Source organism: Streptomyces sp. NPDC057445 (assembly GCF_042802855.1).
In the GTDB taxonomy this organism is placed as follows: Bacteria; Actinomycetota; Actinomycetes; order Streptomycetales; family Streptomycetaceae; genus Streptomyces.
Genome location: NZ_JBHVDH010000027.1, coordinates 64018 through 86387 on the forward strand (window position 1 = coordinate 64018; position 22370 = coordinate 86387).

Sequence of the window (22370 nt, forward strand, 5' to 3'; positions counted from 1 at the left end):
CGTCCCGCGGCATCCGGCCTCCGCGGTGTCAGGGCTCGTGGCCCAGCGAAGGCACGGAGCGTCCGGACCATCCACCGATCGTTCGTGCCCCCAATACCCCCTCTACCGCCACCGCGATGGCCCCACACCATCAACCCCCACCTGATCGTCTCCGAGCACACCGCCCAAGAACGAGAAGCCCGCCAGCCCCCACTGGCTCGGGGATCAGTCGGCGAGACCGCGTCACGCTCAACCGGATCCGGATGGACCGACAGCTCGAAGAGGCACTCGCCCACGGGCCCGACGCCCTCCACCTGGCCGCCCTCTTCGGCATCAGCGAACGCGCCGCGACCCGCTACACCAACGATGCCAAGGCATTCCTCGAGTCCCCACTCGAACAGAACCAGTAGCCCCGCCCGGCCGGGTTGGTCGGCGCTACCGGCTGATCAGCGGCAGCACGGGGAAGGTGTGGCTCTGCCAGATCAAGCGAGAGGGCTCTTCCGGGTAGGCAGTGACAGCCGGCTGGGTGTCGAAGAGCTGAACGAGGCGTTGACCGGTGTCGTACGCGGGCCAGCCGGGGTCGCCGTGGGCGGCGAACGAAGCCCATGCGGCGCGCATCCGGGCGGACAGGGCCTCTGCCTCCGGGGAGGGCGCTTCGCCGATCAGCATGGCAGGCTGGCCGCGGTCCAGGTTACCGAAGACGAGTGGTACGTCGAGGCCGTGGCAGGCGCCGAGGGCGCCGCCCATGCCCGGGGCCGGCCAGGCCAGCTCGTAGACATGCGCGCGGCCGCCGGCAGCCGTCTGGGCCTCGGCGAGGTGGAGCGACGGCATGCGGAACAGCCAGTCGGAGTGGACCAGTTCGTACAGCTCGCCCGGGCCCGCCGCCGGGAAGGCGTCGCGGTAGCGGCGTGCGCCGTCCGGGCCGGGTGCGAAGACATGGAGGGCGTTCGCCGCCTGCTCCTCGCTCACCTCACCGAGCAGACCGTTGATGGCGGTGAACAGGCGCTGCTCGTCGCGGGTGTGGCCGACGAGGAGTTCGATGTCTCGGCCGGCGCCGTCGGTCAGGGCCTGCCACGGTGTGACGGCCAGGACCTCGCCGTCGACGACGGGCGAGAAGGGGATCGTTCTGTGCGCGGGCCGGCCCCAGCGTTGCGCCCACTGGTCCATCTTGGCGCCGACCGTGTCACCGGCGGCGGACAGCTGGTGTGGGGCAACACCGGACAGGTCGGCCACCGTGGGCCGCAGCCCCAGCTCGGCGGCGCAGGCGGCAGTGATGTCCGCGGCAAGCTCCGGCGAGAAGAACGTGCCCGGCACACTCTGCGCGACGGCCCGGCGGAAGAGCCCGGCCGCACGGTCCATCGCCAGCAGCGCGGCGACCGATCCCCCACCCGCCGACTGCCCGAAAACCGCGACCCGGTCAGGGTCGCCGCCGAAGGCCCGGATGTTGTCGCGCACCCACTCGAGAGCGGCGACCTGGTCGAGCAGACCCCGGTTGGGAGGAGCCCCCTCGATCTGCGCGAAGCCCTCGATACCCACGCGGTAGTTGAACGTCACCACGACGACGCCACCGTCCCGCGCGAGCCGACCACCGTCGTACTCGGGGAGGCCGGACATGCCGATCACGTAGGCACCGCCCTGGATCCACACCATCACCGGCAGCCCCGCGCCCGGGTCGGGTTCGGGCGACCAGACGTTGACCGTCAGCCAGTCGTCGCCCGCCGCGTCCTCCGACAGCGCGTCCATGCCGAAATGCCCGCCTTGCGGGGGCGGCGGGCCGTACGAGAAGGCCTCCCGCACCCCGCTCCAGCCCCCTACCGGTCGCGGCGCGGCGAAGCGCAACATGCCGACCGGGGGCTCGGCGAACGGGATGCCACGGAAGACCGCCACACCCGCCTCCCGGATGCCGCGCAGCCTCCCGGCCGCCGCGCGGACTTCGGGCCGGGACCCGGACGGCTTGGACTCGGCAACGGTCATCACAACTTCCCCTCAAGCAGGAAGAGAGGGCTCGCGGCGGCCCCGGACCCTGCGGATCATCCACCGCGGTTGGATGCCGCGCCAGCGATTTACGGATGACTCGGACTGCTGGAGTCGGGCATCCGCCGTCTTGATCGTCTGTGTGCGTCGCGCGCACCGACGAGGTGACGCCCCGCTCCTCCCGCTCTACGCTTGTCAGGGGTACCGAAGAGGCCTCACGGGGTGATGGTGGATGCTCGACCTCTCCTCCAGGCTGTCGGACGTCCCGGCCGTACGCGGTCGGGCGCCCTGGCCCGGTCACGAGTACGTCAAGGGCTGGGGCGTGTTCGGGCTGCCCTTCGACTCGGGCCATGTACTGGCCCTGCGCGTCTTCCCCGAGAGCAGTTTCGGGCCCTACCGCACGGTGTGGCATCGCGACCCGAGTGGCCGCTGGTCGATCCACGTCGACGGGCCACGACTCGATACGGCATGCCCCCGGTACTACGGGGCCGCCTGTGACCACACGGGACACGCCCCCATCGGGCTCGCCTGGACGGGCCCGACTTCCCTTCACGTGACGATGGACGCGCCCCCGCTGGACTGGACCCTCACTGCTTCCTCGAGTCCCCTCCTCGGTCTTCTCAACAGGTTCGGCTCCGCGCTGCCGCTCTCCACCTGGCGTCGTCCTTCCCTGGTCCGGGTCCGTGAGCGGCTGGCCTACGCGCTGGGAATGGGCCACCTGCAACTGTCCGGCGTGATGCCGAGCGGCCACAGGGGAACGCTCATGCCGGAGCAGATGTACTTCGTCGACACATCCCGGGCCACGCTCGACGGCGTCGACCTGGGCCTGCCCCTCCGGCTCCGGGAAAACCCACGGATCGGCGACGTCCCGCTGCCGACCCGCGGCGTCCTCGCCATCGGCGGAGCGGCCTGGGAGATCCTGGACCAGGCCGCATACGAACGCACCCGGGCCGAGACCGCGAACCCGCAGTAGGGGCGGGCGCGCCGGGCACCGCGGGACCTCGACGGTGGTCCGATGCGGCTGCCTTTGCCGCAGGCTCCTGTGCCCACCTGGCCTCCCGAGACTCCTTCGGCATCTACGCAGAGGATGACGGTCCAGCCGCTAGCGAAAGGCCTGCCAGCTGGCTTGGCCCTCGATACCGGTGGACCGGCAGGGCGTGGTCGTACGAGTAGATGTTGAAGCAGGAGACTGGCCCCGCATCGTGTGGGCTCGAAGAGCGATGCGGAAGAAAATTGGTTCTCGTCGCCCCCACGGTGTCGGTGGGCGAGAGTCGTCCCCGTCCACCAGCCGGTAAGGCGACACCTTGCAGACTGCGGCGGGTTTTCGCGGTAGCGGGGGCGGAACGAGGATGTATTTCGACCTCGGCCGGTCCTTCCCCCTGTATACCCGGTAGCGGTGCCTGTTCGTCGAGGAACCATCCTCGACGAACAGGCCCTCGCCACCGGCGCGCGCCTGCTCCGGAGCCGTCACCGAGAGCCCGCGCCCGCCGCAGACCGCACCGTTGACGAGCCCCGCACCGCAGCGGGGCCCACGGTGCGTACATCGAACTGCGGGGACGACGCGGTCACCCGACTGCCGGGGATACCGCCCCGCAACCGAAACGCTGCGGTCGTACGGAGGCAGAAGGCGCCTGCCCGCTCCCGGAGACCGTCAATGTCCGGGTCACCACCTCACAGCACCTCATGGCGCGGTGGTCACCACCTGCCCCGGGCGACCAGAGGTGCTCGTCCGTTGTAGGTGGCGGTTACGGGAGGACGTAGGTGCCGCACTTGATTGCCACCCAGGCGCGGGTACCGCGGTGATTCACGGGAAGCCAGGTGCTGTACGACCGGCCGCCGGTCGTACAGGTGTAGCTGCCGCCCTGAATCGCGCCGCTGCAGTTGGAGATCCAGCAGTTGATCGAGTCGTGCCCGCTCGAACCCGGGCAGCTGCCGTTGCGGTTGTACAGAGTCCGCAGGAGGGATGACGAACTGGTCGCTCCTGAACGAACATTGAGCTTGCAGTAGACCATGTCGGGTGCGGCGTAACCGGTGGCGGATGCGGACGCCTTTGCGAATGTGGCCGAGGCGGGAGCGGCGGTGGCGGTGCCGGCCATGCCCACGACGGCGAGCAGAATTCCGGAGACGAGAGCCAGGAGGCGCGTGACGCGCAACGAATCGGTCCTTTCGGTCAGTTGTACTCCCGGGTCGACGGGGAGTCGGGACCGGACACGCCTCGACCGAGGGCATCCCCGCCGAGCTGAGAATGGTGATGGATGCGCGCGGCCGCGCAAAGCCCCCATGCCCCCGTGACCCGGTTACCTCCCTGAAGGGAGGTCATGATCATATATCTACGTATGTGTTCACGTGGATTCGATCCATAGCTCGGAAAGCCGATCAGGCACTGTCACGCGCCTGAACACGGGCCGGCCCGCAGCCGCGATACCGCCCGTGGCTCCGAACAGGACGATCACGGCTCACCTCAGGCGGTACAGAGGTAGAGGGCCCAGAGCGCTGAATCGCCGTGCCTCATGCGTGCCCGATGCAGCGCCGAAGGTGACGAGGACGCCGCGGAAGCAGCCCACCCGGAGGTGGGCGCGTCAAGGCCGGCCCTGCCATCAGCTGCCCCGTCGCCACCCATCCCTACAGGGCGAGCCTCGCCCCCGAGACGCGCATCGATGCGCGCACGCAGCTCAAGCGCGTCACCTCGCAGCCCCTGGCGGGCGCCGAGGCGCTGACCAGGGTGCCTTGTGCAGGAGAAGGGGTCTGGGGAGCGGATAGCCCGGACGGTTGAGTCAGTGGACCGCAGGCGCGGTCGAATGTTGCCGTTCGGGCTCACGGATGAGCTGCGCGGGTGCGCTCCGCTGCCGGAATATCGGCCGGTGGAGGGCGGTTGGAGGCGGGGAACTCAACCGCATCCCGGAGCACGGCGGATGTCGACCCGGGCTGATCCTGGAGCACTCCATGGCCCGTTCGTTCCTCTTCCTCCTCGGCAGCGCCCGCGCGGACGGCAACACCGAACTGCTTGCCCGTACGGCGGCGGAACAGCTGCCGGACGACACCGAACAACGGTGGCTGAACCTGGCGCAGCTCCGTCTGCCCGACTATCACGACGCGCGCCACGCGGCGGGCCCTTGGCCGCTGGAGGAGAGCGACGAGGCATTGCTGTGGGAGGCGACGCTGGCTGCCACCGACGTTGTGATCGCCTCACCGCTGTACTGGTACTCCGTGTCGTCCTCCACCAAGCGCTACCTCGACTACTGGTCGAAGTGGCTGTCCACCCCGGACCCCCGCTTCAAGGAGAAGATGGCCGGCCGCACCCTTTGGGGCGTGGCGGCCATGGCACACCGCGAGGAAGTCGTCGCCGAGCCACTGGTCCTCACCCTGCACCACACCGCGGCATACATGGGCATGCGATTCGGCGGCGTACTGCTCGGCAACGGCTCCCGGCCCGGCCAGGTACTCACCGACGAACGGGCGACCGCCCAGGCCAAGACGTTCTTCGCCCAGAAGGCGCCCCTCGCCCGATTCCCTTACGACAAGGAGTGACAAGGCAAGGGACGGCACCTCTGCCGTACCCGACTGCCGAGCCCGGCACCGGCTCCGCCGCGAACCCGACGGCCACGTCCGAAGGCGGCGAGGCCACGTGATCGTACGCCCGATCGGCTGTGCAACTGATCTGGCGAACCACGACGCAGCCCCTTCGACACGGGCCGGACTGGTGGGACCATAGCCGGACGGGCCGATCGGCGGTCGGTTTCACCTCTCCTGGGGCACCCATGAACATCCGGCTCCCATTCCGAATCCTCGCCGCAGCCACCTTGGCCGGCCTGACACTCACGTCCTGCGGCGGTTCCGGCGAGTCCGCGCGCACATCAGGTTCGCCGCCCGCCGCGTCGGCAACGCCCGAACCGACAGGCACAGCGCCCACACCCTCGCCGTCTCCTCCGGCCACCTCATCGGCCACGCAGGTCCCGGCCACGCCCAGTCCCAGCGGCACACCACCCCTGGGCTCCTGGAGCCTCCAGCCCGTGTGGCCGTTCACCACGCTCGCCCAAGCTCAGGCGTGGGAGCGTGCCTACCGCTCCGGCGGCCACCAGCCCTGGCATCTCGACCCAGCGCAGACCGCGCTGTCCTTCACCCGTGACTACCTGGACTTCACGGAGATCGACCGGATCACCTCGCGCACCGTGAGCGGTCGGCACGCCCGCATCGGCGTCGCACCGACGGGGCCAGAAGGCGGTACCGCGGCAGTGATTCACCTCGTGCGGTTCGGCGACGGCCCGAATGCCCCGTGGGAGGTCGTGGGCACCGACGACACGACGTTCTCCCTGACCACGCCAGCATACGGATCGCTCGTGCGCTCGCCGCTGGAGACGGGTGGGCGGATCTCCGGAGTGGACGAGAGCATCCGCGTCCAGGTGCGCCAGCCGTCGTCGACCGCGCCGCTCGGCACCTCACCGTGCTGCACGTCGGCGGGCGGCGACAAGCAGCCCTGGCACGTGACGGTGCCGTTCTCCGGCTCCCGGGACCCGGTGCTCACAGTTGTCGCCTCCACCGGTGGACACATCGCCGACGTCGAACGGTTCACCATTACGGCGGTGCGCACCGGCTGACGTCTCAGACCGAAGCACGGTGCCGCTCCCCGCCGCAGGGCGTCAGCGGTCCGGTGGCGGGCGCCGGCGAACTTCCCGAAGTCGCGGACAGGCTGAAGCTGATCAAACAGCTGCGGCTGTACGTCAGCGACCTTGCGCAAGCGCGTACTGCCGGCCATCTGATCAACAGTCCGGCTCTCGATGGTAGGACTTCCTTCACGGAAAGATGAGGGGGCGAGGCACAGCGTCGACGCAACAGTGAGGCACCCGAGCTATTCGACCTTGTGCTGGAAGAGTTGGGCCTGCTGGCGCTGGCCTCAGTCGATCTTGACAAGGCGCGCTGGACCGCGGCCCGTTGGTGGGCCCGCCAGATCGTGGCGCGCCAGCTCGATCCCATACTCGGAGCCAAGCTGATCCATCAGGAGACCGCAGCCGAACTCGACTACCCCGACGTGCTGCAACCCATCGCTGATCTGGCGACAGCAATCGACCTGCAGAACGATCAGCTTCCGGACCAGCAGCACCTCTGGGACGAGGTCACCTCCGCAGCACGAGACTTTCTCGCCACAGACGCGCACGTTGCGTACCAAGGGTGCCCCGGTCGGACTGGCGAACCGGCGCAGGCCCGCCCTGACCGAACTGGTGGCGGAAGAGGAATCGGGGCTACGCCTTCCACCTCAATCGCTACGGCCTGTACGCGTGGGACAAGGCCGGGGAACTGCGCGCCAAACTGGACACCGAGACCAAGGCCTTCAAGCCGCTGACCCACTTCACGCTCACCGCCTGCTCGCCCGCCGGTGACCTGCTGCTGGTCCACAACAAGCAGGTCCTGATCCTGCACGTGCCCGCCCCCGACGACCTCACCGGCCTCGCGGCCGCCGTCGAGGAGGCCCTGCGCGCGTACGCCCGGCAACGCACCGCCCTCAAGAAGCAGTGGACACCCGTCAACTGGCACTGGACCAAGACGTCTGCACCGGTCCACCGTCTCTGAGCTGACCGGCCGCACCTGTCCTTTGCCGACGAAGGTAGTCGACGTCGATCCGCTGACCACGGCGGACCATGTCCGTTGGCAGGGGCTTTGAGGCGGGCAGGCTGCCAACCGCAGTTCGCCCCAAGGCGTGAGAGGAAGAGGACAAACCCGTGGAGCCGCCCGCGAGCGCTTCGGCACGGTCCTGGACGGCTACTCGGACGCGGAGCTCGCGGTCATCGCCGACTACCTCCCCTGCGCGGCCGATGTGGGACGCGCCCAGGCCCGCCAACCGGGTAGCGGCATGCGGCTGTCCCCGGTAGAGGTCAGCTGTCCGGGGCGGCGTTCTGGCGGGCCTGCGCGGGCTGGACGGTGCCGCCGGGGAGCTTCGATCCGTCTTTCATGTTGAGCGTGCACATCACGTAGTGGAATCCGACATCCCAATGCGACTCGTCCAACCATCCTTGGACGGTACGCACGTCGTTTGTGTAGGCAGCCCCAAAATCGTTCGCGCACATGTTGGCGGCCTCGAACCCGGCGTTGATTTCCTTGAAGGTCATGTTCGACGGCGCCTGGACGAAGCCCACGATCTGCTCTTGGTGCGGCACGCCGCAGTCCGCAAGGAGCAACGAGTAGCCGTCCGGCACTTCCTTCGAGTTGAAGCAGTCGCCGATCGATGCGTTCCCTACGAGAAACTCGTCCCCGATCGCGCGGAAGCGGCCGACCGGCCCCCCGATCGGTGCGGTGTTGTTGGAGACCAGGCAGGGCATGGCCCGCACGCCTCGGTCCCAGCCTTCCTCACTCGGCGGAACGGCGTACGATCTTGCGTCCGCCATCCCGTCGACCGTGCTCTTGAGCAGAGCGCCGCAGACCGTGTTGCCGCCGCGCTCGGCATCCTCGACGGATGCGGGCAAGTGTGTCTCGACCACCTGACCGGTCGGGGCTCCCTTGGTGCAGTGCACGACCTTGAGCCGGGGCTCACCAACGAACTTCTTGCCCTGCCACCGGGCTGCGACACAGTCGCCGGGCTTGAGTTCTTTCGCCAGGCCCACGGCGGCGCCGTAGGGCAGAAGCGGCCCGGTCGGAGAGGGAGGCGGAGACTCGTCGCCGGAACCGTCCAGCAGAACCGCTCCGGCCCACAAGCCCGCGCCCAGGAGCACCACGGCCGACGAGGCAAGTGCGACGACCAGACGTCCCGGCAGCTTCCGGCGCGGCGGCGGACCGGAGTTGCCGGACGAGACGGGAACAGTCTCCCGGTTCTGCCAATCCGCGACGGTGAGCGGCTGACTGCGGCCATCGGATCCCGGCCCACCGGAGCCCGGCCCGTCGGGTTGTGGGCCCGATGTCCCCCCGCCGCCGGGCCGCAAAGCACCCCACACGCCGGCCGACTCCTCCGTCCTGGTGCGGCTGTCGGCGGCGGCGACCCGGGTGAGGATCCTCTTCGCCTCCTCGCCGGTCGTCCTCTCGGCCGGGTTCCGGTCCAGCAGTCCGTCGACGACCTGCGCCAGTCCCGCAGAGATGTGCTCGGGCAGTTTCGGTTCCTCGACCAGCGGTGCTGTCAACGCCGCGGCCTGGGTCTCCATGTCGTAAGGGCCTTTGCCGACCGCCGCGAAGTACAGCGTGGCGCCGAGGGAGAAGAGATCCGATTCCGGAGTCGGTTGTCCGCCTCGCACCCGTTCCGGAGCCAGATAGCCCGGGGTTCCCGCGATGCCCGAGGCGCCGGTGAGCCGCGGCTCCTGAGACGCCGTCGCGAGGGAGATCCCGTAGTCGGCGAGCGTCACCCGGGTGAAGTTCCTTGGAAGAGAAGCGTGAGGCGCGCGGCCACCGGGCGCGAGGAGGATGTTGGCCGGCTTGACGTCCCGGTGCAGGATCCCGAACTGATGCCCCTCTGCCAGCGCCTCCAGCACACCCAACCCCACGGCCGCGACCTCCGCGGGCGCCAGCGGCCCGTGCGCCTGCACGAAGGCCTCCAGATCCATAGCGCCGGGCACGTACTCCATCACGATCCACGGCAGACCGGCCTGCTCGACGATGTCATGGACCGTCACCACGTTCGGGTGGTTACGCAACTTGGCGGCATGCCGGGCCTCACCGCGAGCCCTCTCCACCCGGGCGCTCACTTGTGCTCGGGGCAGATCCGGCGGTACGTCGAGCTCCTTGAGGGTCACGTCGCAATCCAGCACGTCGTCGTGAGCCAGCCAGACTCGGCCCATTCCCCCTGCTCCGAGCCGTCGCAGCAGTCTGTAGCGCCCAGCGATCACCCGCGAAGTATCGCCCTCGGCCCCAGTCACGACGCACAAACTAGGACTTGCCAGGATTGATTACCAAATGCGACATGCCGGTTGTCGACCTTGATCGCCCGATCGGCGAGGATACGGAGTCCGCCGGATGGCCCCGCGCGGTACTCGCGGGGTGAACTCGCCCCGTACAGCCGGCCGCCATTACCCAGGACTTCGGGCTGTCGTCGGTATTGACGGGGGTCGTGATCCCTGCGGTATGCCGTTGGTATGCGTTATCCGGAGGGTGGGGGCCCTGAACGCTGAGCGTCGGGCTTTTCGGGAGAAGGTCCGGCTGCAGGCCGGTGCCCGGTCCGCGGCGGGTGTGAAGACTGCGGTGATCGCGAAGAACCTGCGGGTGAGTGTGCGCTCGGCGGAGCGCCGGCGCCGGGCCTGGCGTGAGGTCGGGATGGAAGGCCTTGCGGTCGGCAGGTCCAGCGAACTCCCCGACCGTCACCGGTACCCGGTTCAGCGCGCTCGAGGAGGAACTGGGCAAGGGCCCGGCCGCGCACGGCTTCGAGGATGAGCGGTGGACCCCTCGCCCGTCCAGATCGTGATCCGCCGCCGGTTCCGGCTGACTCTGTCGGCGGCAACGGTGTGGCGTCTGCTGAAACGGCACGACTGGTCCTGGCAGGTACCCGCCGCCACCTGCTGCTGAAGGGCGCCCGGAAGAGCTTCTCCTGGAAGGACTACCGGGACCTGCTGGTACGAGCCCACATCCGGCTCGGCGGCCCGATCATGGTGGTCTGGGACAGCCTCAACAGCCACCTGGCAGCAAGGCTGAAGCGGTACGAGGCCGAGCACGACTGGCTCAACCACCGTCCGCCTCCCGCCGTACGCGCCCGATCGCAACCAAAGGGATCTGGTCACTCCTGTGGAACGATGGCCAACACCGCGTTCGAAACGCCTGACGACTCGACCGCACACTCCGCCGAGAGTTACGCAGAGACACTCGTGTGCGACGACAAGTCCGCCTTCGCACACCGCGACCCACTGCCGGCCCCCCGGTGCCTCGACGGCACGGCAGAGGCGTAGACGAACAACCCGGCAGGTACGAGCAGGGCAAGAAGAACCGCCGCGACGGGCTCGCGCATCAGCACCAGCACCAGCACCAGGCAGAGGCCACCCATGGCGGCGGCCAGCAACGGCGAGAACGGCCGTGTCCACAGCGGCCGTGAGCGGTGCACCCGCCGCACGACGCCCAGCCCGTTGCCAGTTGCCACTTCCTGCAGACGCCCGCGCCTGCGCGTCGCCAGCCCGAAAAGCCACCCCTTCGGTCTGTCTCTCTCCTTGTCACTTCGCGCCTCGCTCTGAGAACCCGTGTCTGTCACGCTGTGTCCTCCCCGGAACGCCGGAGCCGCCGTTCCTGTCCCTGCACACCACCGTCGTTCTGCTCGCCGCACTCGTCCTCGGGCTCATTGCGGGCGGTCTTGGCGTTTTGACCGAGCGCCAGTAGCGGGCGCCGTGCTGGCTGCGGCCGGCTCCTTGGTACCGGTGCCGCGTTCACTGATCAGCCGCCCCACGAGGGTCCCGATCGGTGATCGCGCAGCCGGTAAGCTGGAGACCCGCACATACCGGCGAGCGCCCTGAGCACTTCATTGCGAGTCGGCCGCTGGACGTGACCGACCAGCAAATCATCGAGGTCAGGACCGCATGTTCGCCGCGCTGAGCCGTCGCCGGACACGCGATGCGGGCCGGGGCCCCAGTGGCTCCGGCCTTGAGCACGGCACTGGTGCTATTTGCCTTCCAGCGCCGCCACCAGCTGAGGCAGATTGCCGCCGGCCACGATGAGGGCAAGGTGGTCGTGGTAGTCCCGGCTGCTGACGATCAGGCCGTCGCGGACCCGCAGCACCTGGATGTTGGAGGCCTCAAATGTCCGTCCGGTCAACCGGTGGTGCACGTGGTAGTCGAACTCGGCGACAACTACTTCCGCATCGTCGGTTTCCCGGACGACCACGTTCGCCGGGGTCAGCTCCACGGGCGAACTTGCCGAAACTTGAGCGAACCGCTCCTTGAGTGCGGCCCGCCCCTCGATCCGGCGCGGACCGGCCGGCTCGAAGACGGTCTCCACTACGGCGTCCTCGGCATAGAGGTCGGCCAGCTCCGTGAACCGCCCCGCGCTGATGTTCTCGATGAGTTTCTGGAAGACCTCGCGCGGTGTCAGCGTTTCAGGCATGACCAACCTCCAGTGGGATCCACAGCTAGAATCGGACTAGCGACTCCGTTTTCACGATACGGACTGGGGACTCCGGTTGTCCAGGGTGGTTCTGCCGTCGACGGCGAAAGGCGGGAGACGGATGGGTAGCGCTCAGGAGCGCCCGCTGCGGGCGGACGCCGCCCGCAACCGGGCCAGGCTGCTGGACACCGCCACGCAGGTGTTCACCACCCGCGGCGTCGGCGTGCCGACCGAGGAGATCGCCCGAACCGCCGGGGTCGGGGTCGGCACGCTCTTCAGGCACTTCCCGACCAAGGAGGCACTGCTGGAGGCAGTGATGGTGCGCAGACTCGAGACAATGGCAGCCCAGACCGCGCAGCTGGCCGCCGAGACCGGGCCCGCCGAAGCCTTCTTCGCCTGCTTCCGCCTGGTGGTGGAACAATCCGCGGGCAAGAACGAGTTCGCCCAGGCGCTCGCTACGGCCGGGGTGGACGTGCACGCATCCCTGCAGGAACCGACCATGGAGATCCACGCCCGGCTGTCCGATCTGCTGACCGGGGCGCAACAGGCGGGAGCGGTCCGCCCGGAGCTGGGTCTGCCGGAGTTCATCGCCCTCCTGGCCGGCACCAGCAGGGCGATGGAACAACTCGGAGCGGATCCGGCCCCCCGGGAGCGAATCTTCGAGGTCGTCTTCGACGGGCTGCGGCCACGCTGAACCGAAGGCCCTGCCGAGCGGTCTGCGAGGCACACCGCCATCGCGAGCATCGGCGACACCCGACTGGCCCCTTGGAATCAATCATCCAGCCTGGGGCTTTCACGGTGTTGGGCGTCCCGGATGCTGAGATCGCATGAGTGGAGAGTGCTCCTGACCTGGGAAGATGGGGCTTGTCGAAAGCTCCGTCCACCGCGGGAAGCAAGTTCACTCACCAGGTGAAGCGTGCGGCTCTGTCTCCGCGTGTTCGTGCCCAGGCCGGGCGCCGGCGGTGGGCTCGCAGGCCGACGGTGATGCTGGGTCAAGGCGGTTCCGCAAGACGGGGCACCCCGGATTCGCTCGGCCGTATCGATGTAGTCGGCTTCCTTGCCACGTTCGCCGCCCTCGCCGACCCCGCATCCCGGACCTACTACGAGAAGAAGATCGCCCAGGGAAAGCACCACATCCAGGCCCTGTTCTGCCTCGCACCGCCTTGTCCACGGCATGTACAGCCGGTGTGTCCGGCCCCCGCAGGTCGCCGAACTACCGCCCACCGAGGCGGTACCGGACGGGCCAGAGATCACCGAAATCGACTGTCCCCGCTGCGGCTCCCGCCTCGCCGGCCTGGACGGCCGTTACCAGTGCGGAGGATGCCAGTGGGTGAACCCGTGGTCGGAAGGGCACAGGGGTCTGCCGGCCGCAGAAGACGACCCGGACTATCCGAAGCGGACCAACCACACCCGCTGACGCTTGCCCTCATGGGCGGGGGCTGGTCATCTGGACCAGGCCCCCGTTTCGGCAGGGCGCTGCCATCGCACAGCATGGCAGGAATGGGGACGCCCCCGAACCCGGGTCGGCTCGGGGGCGCTGCACCTACCTGATGATCGTGATGACCACGATCCCGACGACCAGCACGCCGAACCAGATCGGTATTCCCGTCGACGTTAACCGGCCGAGGCTGTCCCGCGGCTGCGGCCTCCGGCGTTTCGCCATCCTGCTCCCTTCCCGTGCGACCGGTGTTGGTGGCCACGGTCCGGTCGGGGCGAAGGGGCGACCAGGGCGCGAATCGGACGCACCGGAGCAGGGCAAGGCCCTCGAACCCCTGGTGGGCTCGAGGCGTCAGGTGCCGCGCAGTGGTGCGACCCTCCTAACACCACCGCGAGCAAGGCGCTGAAATCGTCCCGGACCGGTAGACAGGTCGTCATGACAGACCCAACGTCACCGCAGGCACTGCCCAATGCCCGGGAACTCTTCGACATCCCCCACGACGTCGCGTACTTCAACAACGCCAGTCTCGCGCCCACCCTGCGCAGCGGACTGGCCGCTGGCCGCGCCGCCTTGCAACGGCGGGCGCACCCCTGGGACATCCTGGCGGCGGACTGGTTCACCGGCGCCGAACGCCGGCGCGAGCTGTTCGGGGCGCTCGTCGGCGCGAGCCCCGACGACATCGCCCTCGTCCCGGCGACCAGTTACGGCTTGGCCGTCGCCGCGCAGAACCTCACGGCGAGGCCGGGGCAGGGCGTGCTGGTCCTGGCCGAGGAGTACCCCTCCGGCATCTACACCTGGCGGCGGTTCGCCGAACGCACCGGCGCGCGGCTGGTGACCGTTCGCCGAAACGGTGAGGACACGTGGACCGATGCGGTCCTCGCGGCCCTCGACGACAGCGTGGCGGTCGTGTCCGTGCCGCAGGTCCACTGGACGGACGGCGCACTGCTCGATCTCGACGCGATCGCCGCGGCGGCCCGGCGGGTGGGCGCCGGCCTGGTCGTCGACGCCAGCCAGTCGGCGGGAGCGGTACCGCTCGACGTCGCCGCCCTGCGGCCCGACTTCGTGGTCACCGTCGGCTACAAGTGGCTCCTCGGCCCCTTCGGGCTCGGCTACCTCTACGTGGCACCCGCCCACCACGACGGCACCCCGCTGGAAGAGAACTGGATCCTCCGCGAGGACGCCCAGGATTTCGCCCGGCTGGTCGACTACCGTGACGCCTACCAGTCCGGTGCCAGACGCTTCGACGTCGGACAACGCACCGCCTTCGAACTCAGCCCCATGGCCGTCGCGGCTCTCGAACAGCTCACGAAGTGGACGGTCCCGAACATCGCCGCCACTCTCGCCGTCACGACCGGCCGTATCACCGCGGAGGCACGGCACCGCGGTCTGCCCGTCGCACAGCCCCGGGGGCCCCACATGCTCGGCATCCGCGTACCAGAACACCGGCGACGGCAGATCCTCGACAGCCTGCAACGGACAAAGGTGTACGTGGGAGCTCGCGGGTCGGCGCTGAGGATCAGCCCCCACCTCTACACCACGGACGAGGACGTGGACCGTCTCCTGAGCACGCTCGACCAAGCTCTGGCCGTAGGACCCTGACGAGACCCGACACTGCGACCGGGCCCCCACGGCCTTCGTACTGGTCAGTGCGTCCTTGGCCGGAGCAATAGAATCAGCCGGAGGCCGTGCCCACGTCCGGCGATTCCCCGTCCGGGCGGTCAAGTACGGGCTTCGTTCGAGCCCGGACGCGAAAGAACACGCCCAAGCCGTAGGGAACGGCTGCTCACACGGCAATGGCCGGGCGCACTGAGCCGCGGCCCGGTCGAGCAGAACACATCAGACCATCACCATGGCACGACTCCGTTGTCGTCGAGCATCTGACCAGTGGGGCCGTCGTCGGGAAGAGCCGCCAACCGGATGGCGATCGCCGCGCCCTGCTCAGGGGTCTGAGTACCGCTGAACCCATTGAGGTCGGTGGCCACGTAGCCGGGGCAGGCGTTGTTGATCAGAATGTTGGTGCCGCTCAGCTCCTTGGCGTACTGGATGGTGACGGCGTTGAGGTAGGTCTTCGTCGGCGCGTACGCCCCACTGATCCCGCCGAGGTCGACACCGGGCGTGGTCTGCAGGGCCAGAGAGCCGACATGGCTGGACTGGTTGACGATCCGCGGGTGTGTCGAGCGGCGCAGTAGTGGCAGCATCGCGTTGGTGACCCGGATGACGCCGATGACGTTGGTCTCCACCAGCCGCCGCACGGTCTTCAGGTCGAGGGCCGCGGGCTCCTCCGGCCAACCACCGGCGACACCGGCATTGTTGACCAGGACGTCAAGGCGTCCCGCCCGCTCCTCGATCAGCTGCGCCGCGGCGGTCACGCTCGCGTCGTCGGTCACGTCCAAGGGCACGCCGAACGCGTCGACACCCGCCGCGCGCAGTTTCGCCACGGCGTCCTTCCCGCGCCCCTCGTCCCGGGCGCCGACACCGACGCTCCAGCCCAATGCGCCCAGCCCTGCCGCGATTTCGTACCCGATTCCCTTGTTCGCGCCGGTGACCAGCGCGATTGTCTTCTTGCTCATGACAGCGAGCATGGCCGCGCTTCGACCATGCACCAACACCACCTCGGTAACGCACCAATACCCGAGCGACATAAATCGACCGTCCGCCGAAGTACGGTGCATGCATGGAAATACGCGAGCTGCGGTACTTCGTCGTCCTCGCCGAGGAACTGCACTTCGGCAGGGCCGCCCAGCGTCTGGAGATAGCGCAGCCGCCCCTGTCCCGCGCGATCGCCCGGCTCGAACGGCGGCTCGGGGTCATGCTGTTGGAGCGCACCACCCGCAAGGTCACACTCACTGAAGCCGGGGCCGTACTGCTGTCCGAAGGGCGCGCGATCCTCAGCGCGGTGGCCGCAGCCGAGCGGCGTACCCAGCAGGCTGCGCAAAGGCGCTCCCGCCTCGTCCTCGCCGTCAAATCCGGCACCGCCGCCGAGTTGCTGGCCAGACTGCTCGACGCCTACCGCGCGGAGCGCGGCGCAGCCACCGTCGATCTGCTGCTCTGCGAGGCACACCAGCAACAGACATTGCTGCAGGACGGGCAGGCCGACGTGGCTCTGCTGCACTTGCCGTTCGATTCAACGGCCGGACTCGACAGCGAAACCCTGTACACCGAGGGGCAGGTGGCGATCCTGCCCACCTCTCACCCACTTGCCGGCCGCTCCGAGATCCGGATGGCCGAAGTCACCGCACTGCCGGACCTCCCGATGGCTCGCTGGCCCGATCCCGGCGGCAACTACCCCGAGGGGCCAGGGGTCGAGGTACGGAACCTGACACAGCTCTTCCAGCTGATCGCGCTCGGCCGTACCACGGTGGTTGTGCCCGAGTCCGCCGGCACCGACCTGCGCCGGGATCTCGCCGCCGTGCCGGTCCTGGACGCTCCGCCCGTGACCACGGTGATCGCTTGGCCGTCGCACAGCCGACTTCGCTCAGTCGCCGACCTGATCCGCATAGCAACACGTCTTTGACTGGCTGCTCTGCATCTGCCCGCGTGGAAGCGGCCGACCGTTCGGATCGGCGGCCGGAACCGCGCTGGACCGCCACTGGCCCGGCAGCGCGACTGGACCCGCCGCCGTCCGCCGCCTGACGGGCCTTCCCGCCACCCGCCCCGTAGCTGGGTCACCCAAGATCATTCCCCTAGCCCCTGCTCAGTCCACTGACCGGTGACACGGCTAACGGGAGGAGTCCGCGAGCGTGTCATCGATCCAGTCGAGGATGACCGTTTCGGCGAGAGCGCGGTTCTGCTGCTCCTGGTGGTCTCCGGCGCCGTCGGCCGCAGTGAACTTCCGGAGGGTGGTGGGGGCTTTGAGGCGGGCGAGGGTGGCCTCGGCGTTGCGGGCGAGGGGGTCGGCGTCGGCCATGGTTCCGAGTACGGGAACGCGGATGTCGTCGCTGTGTCCTTCCAAGGTGAACGGGGCGATCTTCCGGAAGTAGTCGCGCAGGTCGTGGGCGCCGTTGACCCAGAACCCGCGATCGACCAGGCCCCACTTCAAGCGGGGGATCGTCTCGATGGCTGTCTGCATCGCGGCCAGGTCCGCGTCGGAGACCTCCGGGAGGCGCCGCAGTGCCTCGGACGTGACGCCGAGCGCAGAGGCCGGAGGGACGTTGGACAGCATCGACCACACGGGAGGGTCCACCACGATCGCGGCGAGACGGGACTCGCCCGCCGCTGCCCGCAAGGCCAGGTGGCCGCCGAGGCTCCACCCCTGCAGGACGACTTTGGCGGGGTCCACATCGGGGCGGGCGACCACGGCGTCGACCACGGGGCGGATGACCCTCTCCCAGTCCGGGATCAGGGTCAACCCGTCGCAGATCAACGGTGCCCCCTGGCCGGGGCCGTCCACGAGAACCACGTGGTAGCCCCGCGCGATCGCGAACGCGCCCATGGCGAAGTACATGTCCGGCACCGCAGCGTCGTAACCGTTGTTCATGACCACGACCGGGCGACGGGCGGTCGACGCACCCGCACCGGGCAAAAACAGCACCGTCAGCCTGTGGCCGTCGAGGGAGACATCGAGTGGCTCCGCGGGCCGGTCGCTCAGCGCCATGGCCTTGCCGAACGAGTCCAACTGGGTGTTGAAGGCGGTCACGAGGCGGGGATCGACCGGCTTCCCGTACAACGGACGGTAACTCACCCCGGCGTAGACCGTGGCGCGCAAGTAGTGATAGCGGGCCGTGCCCCTCTTCCCCTGCCGCTCGGCGTCCCTGGCGTACCCCGTATAGCGGTTCGCGGCACCGTACCAGGCGTCATAGAACGCCCCGTCGTCGTCGCCCCTCATGTCATTCGCGATGGCCAGAATCTGCCCGACGTCAGCGCCCCCGCCCACATACTCCAACGCCCAACGCGCCGAATCGTTCTGGATCACACCCGGGAACAAATCAAGCGTGCGCCCGTTCCCCTGCCCGTCGATCGCGACTCCCTCCGTTGCCGCAATCCCGGCGGCACCCGTCGAGCCCGCAGCGCCACCTTGTCTCGCCTGGCTGGTCATACCGCTACCGTCACACCCGGTCGTCCCCCGCCAACGCTGCCACGCTATGACCCACCAAAATTCGTACATAGCGCATAAGGTCACATCTCGTAACGGGCGCTGCGGACGGGCCTCCCGCAGGCGGCCATGCTCGGCATGGATCCGACTGCGGGCCGCATGCAGCTCCCCCGCCGAGTCAGGAGAGCCCGCCCGCTGCTCCGCTTCAGCCTGCCACCCTGTCCCGGCGGCCTGGTTGTGAGCGGCCACTGATTCTGTGGGTGGGCGGCGCAAATAGGCTGTTCCGTTGTTCCGAGGCCGGAGGCGCTCATGCTGGCCCTGGCGGGCCCGCAGCAGGTGACTGGTGATCGCGCAGCGGGCCCTGTTTGACCTTGACACGGTGACAGGGCCTTGACTGCTTGCCAGGAGGTGGTCTCGAATGACGATCACGAGACAGAACACGGATGCCGTACGAGCGTTCCAGGGGCTGGAGGACGGCCGTTCGTCCGTGCGACTGCGGGCTGCTCTGGCGGTCGGTACGGCGCCTGACCCGCGCTTCATCGACAAGCTCATCGAGCGATGCGCGATCGAGCCCGAGTTCTTCGTCCGCGACATGCTGACCTGGGCGCTCACCCGCCATCCGGTGTCCATGACGCTCCCCGAGCTGGTCTGCGAAGTCCGCTCGGAGCGTGCGCAGGCACGGAGCCAGGCGCTGCACACGCTGTCCAAGATCGGGGACCGGCAGGCGTGGCCAGCGATCACACGAACGCTGTTGTCCGACGCCGACGACGAAGTGGCGCGGAGTGCCTGGCGGGCCGCGGTCGTGCTCGTGCCGGAAGATGAGGAGTCCGCCTTGGCCGAGGTGCTGGCGACGCAGCTCGGGCGCGGTGAGCGGGAGACGCAGCTGAGTCTCAGCCGGGCACTGGTCGCGCTGGGTGAAATAATCGTGCCGGCTCTGCGTGCTGCGACGACGGTTTCTGACCCTCGCGTTCGCGCGCACGCGCTCGCCACACAACGGCTGCTGCGCGACCCGGACGCCGGATTCGATTTCGCGATCGAGGAGGCGAAGCGCGTCGTGGCCCTCGGCGGGTCCGGCCAGGAGGGACGATAGGACGTGTTGATCGGTGAGGTGGCACGACGGTCCGGGGTCAGTGCCCGCATGCTCCGGCATTACGAGTCGCTTGGCCTGGTACAGCCTTCCGGTCGCACGGGCTCCGGCTATCGGGAGTACTCCGGGGAGGACATCCGGCGGATCTTCCATATCGAGAGCCTGCGGTCGCTGGGGCTGTCGCTGCGTGAGATCGGACGCGCGCTCGACGATCCCGGCTTCACGCCCTCGGCGCTCGTCGGCGACCTCATCAGTCAAACACGCGAACGCATCGCGGCCGAGACCGAGCTGCTCACGCAGTTGCGCCGGATCGATGCCGCTAACCCCGCCGGCTGGGAGGACGTCCTCCAGGTCGTTGCGCTCCTCCAGGCACTGGGCTCGAAGAGCGCCGACACACGCCAGCGCGCGGCCCTTGCCTCGGTCGACGAGGTTCCGGTGCCGTTGGAGGCCCTGGTCGAGGCGGCACTGAGCGAGACGGAGCCGAACGTCGCCGGAGCCCTTCGCTGGGCGCTGGCGCGATCGGGCGACGGCGGCCCGGCACTGCTGGCGGAGGGCCTCGGCTCACCGGTGGCCGCGGTGCGGGAACGTGCCGTTCAATCCCTCGCCGAGATGCCCGGCGATGAGGCTACCGCGCAGCTGCGGCAGGCCCTCACGAACCCCGACGTCGTCGTCCGCCGGTATGCGGCTCTGGCGCTCGGGACACGTGGAGTGGCCGATGCGGTCCCGACCCTCATCGACATGATCGTGGAAGGAAAGAACGACGTCGATGCAGCCGATGCACTGAGCGTGCTGGCGAGCGACACCGCGATGGCGGATCAGATCGAGACCAGGCTCGTCGATACCCTCACCCACGCCACCACTGAAGCGCCTGCACGCGGACGGCTGACTCAGGCGCTGGCCGCCGTCCCTGGGACAAAAGCGTCACGTGCCCTCGTGGAGCTGTCGCATGATGAGGACCGCGCCGTTGCGCTGACTGCGGCGTACCTTATTCAGCTGCGCGACGCACGGTGACGTGTCTCTCCCGGGGTACCGCGTACCCGGCCCGCGGGGCGGAGCGGTCCCGGGCATATCGCCGTCCACCGAAGGGGCAGCGGACCTCCTGGCCGGTTTCCGCAGCACTACCCCGACACTGCAGCGGCCGACGAAGTCACGGGTCGTCCCAGGGTGCTGCTCCACCCCTTCTCCGCGCTCCGACGGCGTGCTGGTGGGCCCGGCAGACGGTGGGGTCGACGTGAGGTCCCAGCTGATCAGGTCCTGCGCATCGGCCGGGCCTGAGGTTGAGTGAAGATGCGCTGCCAGGTGCCGTTGCGCTGCCTGCGGCGGAGCAGGTCGAACACCCGGCCCCACGGCCCATACTTCTCCGGCACGTCCCGCCACGGGATGCCGGTGCGGACCCGGAAGCGGTTGCCGTCGATCAGTTGCCGCCTGGCCCATCTCGGTGGCCCGGCCGGGCTTCTTGCCCTTCGGCAACAGCAGCTCCAGTACGGCCCATTGCTCGTCAGTTGGATCTCCCCGCGTCACGAATCGAGATCATTCCACGTCCAAGATCCACTTTCGACGCACGTCCTGGAGGGATAGAGAGCCCCCACGATGACCGGCGTACGAGATGCCTGCCAGCACGTCGGCGTAGACGGTCGCGGGCAACCACCAGCGGCGGGGTAGCTCCCTGGGGGCCCACTTGAGGGATTTCGGTCCGCCAGGCCGGTTCCATCCGAAGTGCCGCGGTCTGGGAGCGATACGTTCTGAATCATCGTCACGTCGCCATCCGCTGCGGCGCCAGAGGAGCTGATCATTCATGGCTGTATGCGAGGTCTGCCACAACGACTATGAGTTGGCATTCGAGGTGCACGCCGCGGGGGCAGTCCACGTATTCGACAGCATCGAATGCGTGGCCCAGAAGATGGCGCCAATCTGCGACAACTGTCAGTGCCGCATCCTCGGCCACGGGCTTCAGGCCGATGGGCATTTCTTCTGCTGCGCGCACTGTGCTCGCCAGCGCGGCGCCACGCAACTCGTGGATCACGCCTGAGCAACACGGCGTCCCAGAGGGGCGTGTGCCTCATTTTGGGCTATGGACGCGGAGCTGCCGGATCGGCTTCACCACTCTCGACCCGTCGTCTCGCTCCACCAGCACATTCATGGGAGCTTTCCGCTTCAGCCGCACATGCGGCAGCGCGGGTACCGGCTCCCCGCTCAGGTCCCCGTAGCGGATCCGTACTGTCACCGGCCGCCAGTCGCGCGGTCCCCGGTTCTCCCAGTACGTACGGGCCGTCGGGGCCGACCGACCGCCTCCGCCAGGACTGCGCGGCTTCCTGCCCGCGGCCTTCTTCACCGTTGCCTTATTGGCGGCCGTCTTCTTCCCGGTGGTCTTCTTGGACGCGGTCCTCTTCGCGGTCCGCTTCTCCGCCATCTCGTGGACGGTCGCCGTCTCGCCGCGGCGCTCCTTGCAGTATTCGTCGTGCAGGTCGGGCATGCCGTCGCTGCTCATCGTGTCCATGAGCGGCAGTGCGCCTTCGAGCTGCTGCTCGGTCTCCTGCGGGCCGGCTCGGCGGGGTCCCGGATCTCGTCGGGCCAGCGCATCATGTGGATCAGAATCGCGTCTTCGACGACACGGAGAAGGCCAAGCCGCCCGCAGCCGTGGAAGGCCATCCTCGCCACGAATATCCGTGCGCATACCCACGACACAGCCGATACGCGCAACGACGCCTTGACGAAGGAAACGGGCACGATCTGAACCCAGGACTCGAACGCCTCCAGCGGCGATAGCGCCGCACGCGGACCCTCCCGGACGCGCTTTTCCGTCTGGGCCGGGCCGGCCAACCTCCAGCGCACCGACACACTCAAACAGCTTCCTGGCGTGGCTCAGG

General features: G+C 68.8%; 23 protein-coding genes. 14 read left to right on the forward strand and 9 right to left on the reverse strand.

What is annotated here, in order from left to right:
* Nucleotides 1-242 precede the first annotated feature (242 nt).
* Nucleotides 243-389 carry a hypothetical protein gene (locus ACFU5O_RS33675; RefSeq protein WP_384246198.1) on the forward strand — a complete coding sequence of 49 codons (147 nt, stop codon included), beginning with the start codon at nt 243-245 and terminating at the stop codon, nt 387-389.
* 25 nt (nt 390-414) lie between these two features.
* On the opposite strand, the gene ACFU5O_RS33680 is transcribed toward ACFU5O_RS33675, so the two are convergent.
* Complete coding sequence (locus tag ACFU5O_RS33680; protein ID WP_384246200.1) at nt 415-1953, reverse strand: carboxylesterase/lipase family protein; 1539 nt, start codon at nt 1951-1953, stop codon at nt 415-417.
* Nucleotides 1954-2185: 232 nt separating this feature from the next.
* On the opposite strand from ACFU5O_RS33680, the gene ACFU5O_RS33685 reads away from it, so the two are divergent.
* Nucleotides 2186-2926 (forward strand): hypothetical protein, encoded by a 741-nt coding sequence (locus ACFU5O_RS33685; RefSeq protein WP_384246201.1) that lies wholly within the window; start codon nt 2186-2188, stop codon nt 2924-2926.
* A 772-nt stretch (nt 2927-3698) separates the two neighbouring features.
* Here ACFU5O_RS33685 and ACFU5O_RS33690 read toward each other — a convergent pair.
* Nucleotides 3699-4106 (reverse strand): hypothetical protein, encoded by a 408-nt coding sequence (locus ACFU5O_RS33690; protein ID WP_384246203.1) that lies wholly within the window; start codon nt 4104-4106, stop codon nt 3699-3701.
* 790 nt (nt 4107-4896) lie between these two features.
* Here ACFU5O_RS33690 and ACFU5O_RS33695 point away from each other — a divergent pair.
* Together ACFU5O_RS33695 and ACFU5O_RS33700 are read left to right on the forward strand one after the other, a co-directional pair.
* A complete protein-coding gene (locus tag ACFU5O_RS33695; protein ID WP_384246204.1) occupies nt 4897-5481 on the forward strand; it encodes a flavodoxin family protein in 585 nt (194 codons plus the stop codon).
* 482 nt (nt 5482-5963) lie between these two features.
* Nucleotides 5964-6548, forward strand: coding sequence for a hypothetical protein (locus tag ACFU5O_RS33700; RefSeq protein WP_384246206.1), 585 nt, complete (start codon nt 5964-5966; stop codon nt 6546-6548).
* A 296-nt stretch (nt 6549-6844) separates the two neighbouring features.
* Here the strand turns inward: ACFU5O_RS33700 and ACFU5O_RS33705 are convergent, their stop codons facing one another.
* Nucleotides 6845-7051 (reverse strand): hypothetical protein, encoded by a 207-nt coding sequence (locus ACFU5O_RS33705; protein ID WP_384246207.1) that lies wholly within the window; start codon nt 7049-7051, stop codon nt 6845-6847.
* A 317-nt stretch (nt 7052-7368) separates the two neighbouring features.
* Here ACFU5O_RS33705 and ACFU5O_RS33710 point away from each other — a divergent pair, with 317 nt between their 5' ends.
* On the forward strand, nt 7369-7518 hold the full coding sequence (locus tag ACFU5O_RS33710; RefSeq protein WP_384246208.1) for a hypothetical protein: 150 nt from the start codon (nt 7369-7371) through the stop codon (nt 7516-7518).
* 302 nt (nt 7519-7820) lie between these two features.
* On the opposite strand, the gene ACFU5O_RS33715 is transcribed toward ACFU5O_RS33710, so the two are convergent.
* Nucleotides 7821-9785 carry a protein kinase gene (locus ACFU5O_RS33715; RefSeq protein WP_384246209.1) on the reverse strand — a complete coding sequence of 655 codons (1965 nt, stop codon included), beginning with the start codon at nt 9783-9785 and terminating at the stop codon, nt 7821-7823.
* 205 nt (nt 9786-9990) lie between these two features.
* Here ACFU5O_RS33715 and ACFU5O_RS33720 point away from each other — a divergent pair, with 205 nt between their 5' ends.
* The 3 genes from ACFU5O_RS33720 to ACFU5O_RS33730 are packed head-to-tail and all read left to right on the forward strand — an operon-like array spanning nt 9991 to nt 10805.
* Nucleotides 9991-10296 carry a helix-turn-helix domain-containing protein gene (locus tag ACFU5O_RS33720; RefSeq protein WP_384246211.1) on the forward strand — a complete coding sequence of 102 codons (306 nt, stop codon included), beginning with the start codon at nt 9991-9993 and terminating at the stop codon, nt 10294-10296.
* 3 nt (nt 10297-10299) lie between these two features.
* Nucleotides 10300-10428, forward strand: coding sequence for a winged helix-turn-helix domain-containing protein (locus ACFU5O_RS33725; protein ID WP_384246212.1), 129 nt, complete (start codon nt 10300-10302; stop codon nt 10426-10428).
* Nucleotides 10368-10805 carry a hypothetical protein gene (locus tag ACFU5O_RS33730; protein ID WP_384246214.1) on the forward strand — a complete coding sequence of 146 codons (438 nt, stop codon included), beginning with the start codon at nt 10368-10370 and terminating at the stop codon, nt 10803-10805. The genes ACFU5O_RS33725 and ACFU5O_RS33730 overlap by 61 nt, the downstream gene beginning before the upstream one ends.
* 700 nt (nt 10806-11505) lie before the next feature.
* On the opposite strand, the gene ACFU5O_RS33735 is transcribed toward ACFU5O_RS33730, so the two are convergent.
* Nucleotides 11506-11946 carry a nuclear transport factor 2 family protein gene (locus ACFU5O_RS33735; RefSeq protein ID WP_384246216.1) on the reverse strand — a complete coding sequence of 147 codons (441 nt, stop codon included), beginning with the start codon at nt 11944-11946 and terminating at the stop codon, nt 11506-11508.
* 121 nt (nt 11947-12067) lie between these two features.
* Here ACFU5O_RS33735 and ACFU5O_RS33740 point away from each other — a divergent pair, with 121 nt between their 5' ends.
* Nucleotides 12068-12640 carry a TetR/AcrR family transcriptional regulator gene (locus ACFU5O_RS33740; protein ID WP_384246217.1) on the forward strand — a complete coding sequence of 191 codons (573 nt, stop codon included), beginning with the start codon at nt 12068-12070 and terminating at the stop codon, nt 12638-12640.
* Nucleotides 12641-13819: 1179 nt separating this feature from the next.
* Nucleotides 13820-14983 carry an aminotransferase class V-fold PLP-dependent enzyme gene (locus ACFU5O_RS33745; protein WP_384246218.1) on the forward strand — a complete coding sequence of 388 codons (1164 nt, stop codon included), beginning with the start codon at nt 13820-13822 and terminating at the stop codon, nt 14981-14983.
* A gap of 245 nt (nt 14984-15228) precedes the next feature.
* Here ACFU5O_RS33745 and ACFU5O_RS33750 read toward each other — a convergent pair whose 3' ends face one another.
* A complete protein-coding gene (locus ACFU5O_RS33750; protein ID WP_384246235.1) occupies nt 15229-15966 on the reverse strand; it encodes an SDR family NAD(P)-dependent oxidoreductase in 738 nt (245 codons plus the stop codon).
* Nucleotides 15967-16058: 92 nt separating this feature from the next.
* On the opposite strand from ACFU5O_RS33750, the gene ACFU5O_RS33755 reads away from it, so the two are divergent.
* The gene (locus ACFU5O_RS33755) at nt 16059-16898 is read left to right on the forward strand and encodes a LysR family transcriptional regulator (RefSeq protein ID WP_384246220.1); all 840 of its coding nucleotides are present in this window, start codon (nt 16059-16061) and stop codon (nt 16896-16898) included.
* A 204-nt stretch (nt 16899-17102) separates the two neighbouring features.
* On the opposite strand, the gene ACFU5O_RS33760 is transcribed toward ACFU5O_RS33755, so the two are convergent.
* Complete coding sequence (locus ACFU5O_RS33760) at nt 17103-18209, reverse strand: alpha/beta hydrolase family protein (protein WP_384246221.1); 1107 nt, start codon at nt 18207-18209, stop codon at nt 17103-17105.
* A 625-nt stretch (nt 18210-18834) separates the two neighbouring features.
* Between ACFU5O_RS33760 and ACFU5O_RS33765 the strand changes: the two genes are divergently transcribed.
* Together ACFU5O_RS33765 and ACFU5O_RS33770 are read left to right on the forward strand one after the other, a co-directional pair.
* Entirely contained in the window at nt 18835-19506 is a 672-nt protein-coding gene (locus ACFU5O_RS33765; protein ID WP_384246223.1) for a HEAT repeat domain-containing protein, read from the forward strand.
* 3 nt (nt 19507-19509) lie between these two features.
* A complete protein-coding gene (locus ACFU5O_RS33770) occupies nt 19510-20514 on the forward strand; it encodes a MerR family transcriptional regulator (protein ID WP_384246224.1) in 1005 nt (334 codons plus the stop codon).
* A 236-nt stretch (nt 20515-20750) separates the two neighbouring features.
* Here the strand turns inward: ACFU5O_RS33770 and ACFU5O_RS33775 are convergent, their stop codons facing one another.
* On the reverse strand, nt 20751-21011 hold the full coding sequence (locus ACFU5O_RS33775) for a transposase (RefSeq protein ID WP_384246237.1): 261 nt from the start codon (nt 21009-21011) through the stop codon (nt 20751-20753).
* 287 nt (nt 21012-21298) lie between these two features.
* Here ACFU5O_RS33775 and ACFU5O_RS33780 point away from each other — a divergent pair, with 287 nt between their 5' ends.
* Complete coding sequence (locus tag ACFU5O_RS33780) at nt 21299-21532, forward strand: hypothetical protein (protein WP_384246226.1); 234 nt, start codon at nt 21299-21301, stop codon at nt 21530-21532.
* A gap of 30 nt (nt 21533-21562) precedes the next feature.
* Here the strand turns inward: ACFU5O_RS33780 and ACFU5O_RS33785 are convergent, their stop codons facing one another.
* Nucleotides 21563-22000, reverse strand: a complete 438-nt coding sequence (locus ACFU5O_RS33785; RefSeq protein WP_384246227.1) for a hypothetical protein — start codon at nt 21998-22000, stop codon at nt 21563-21565.
* Between the last annotated feature and the right edge of the window lie 370 nt (nt 22001-22370).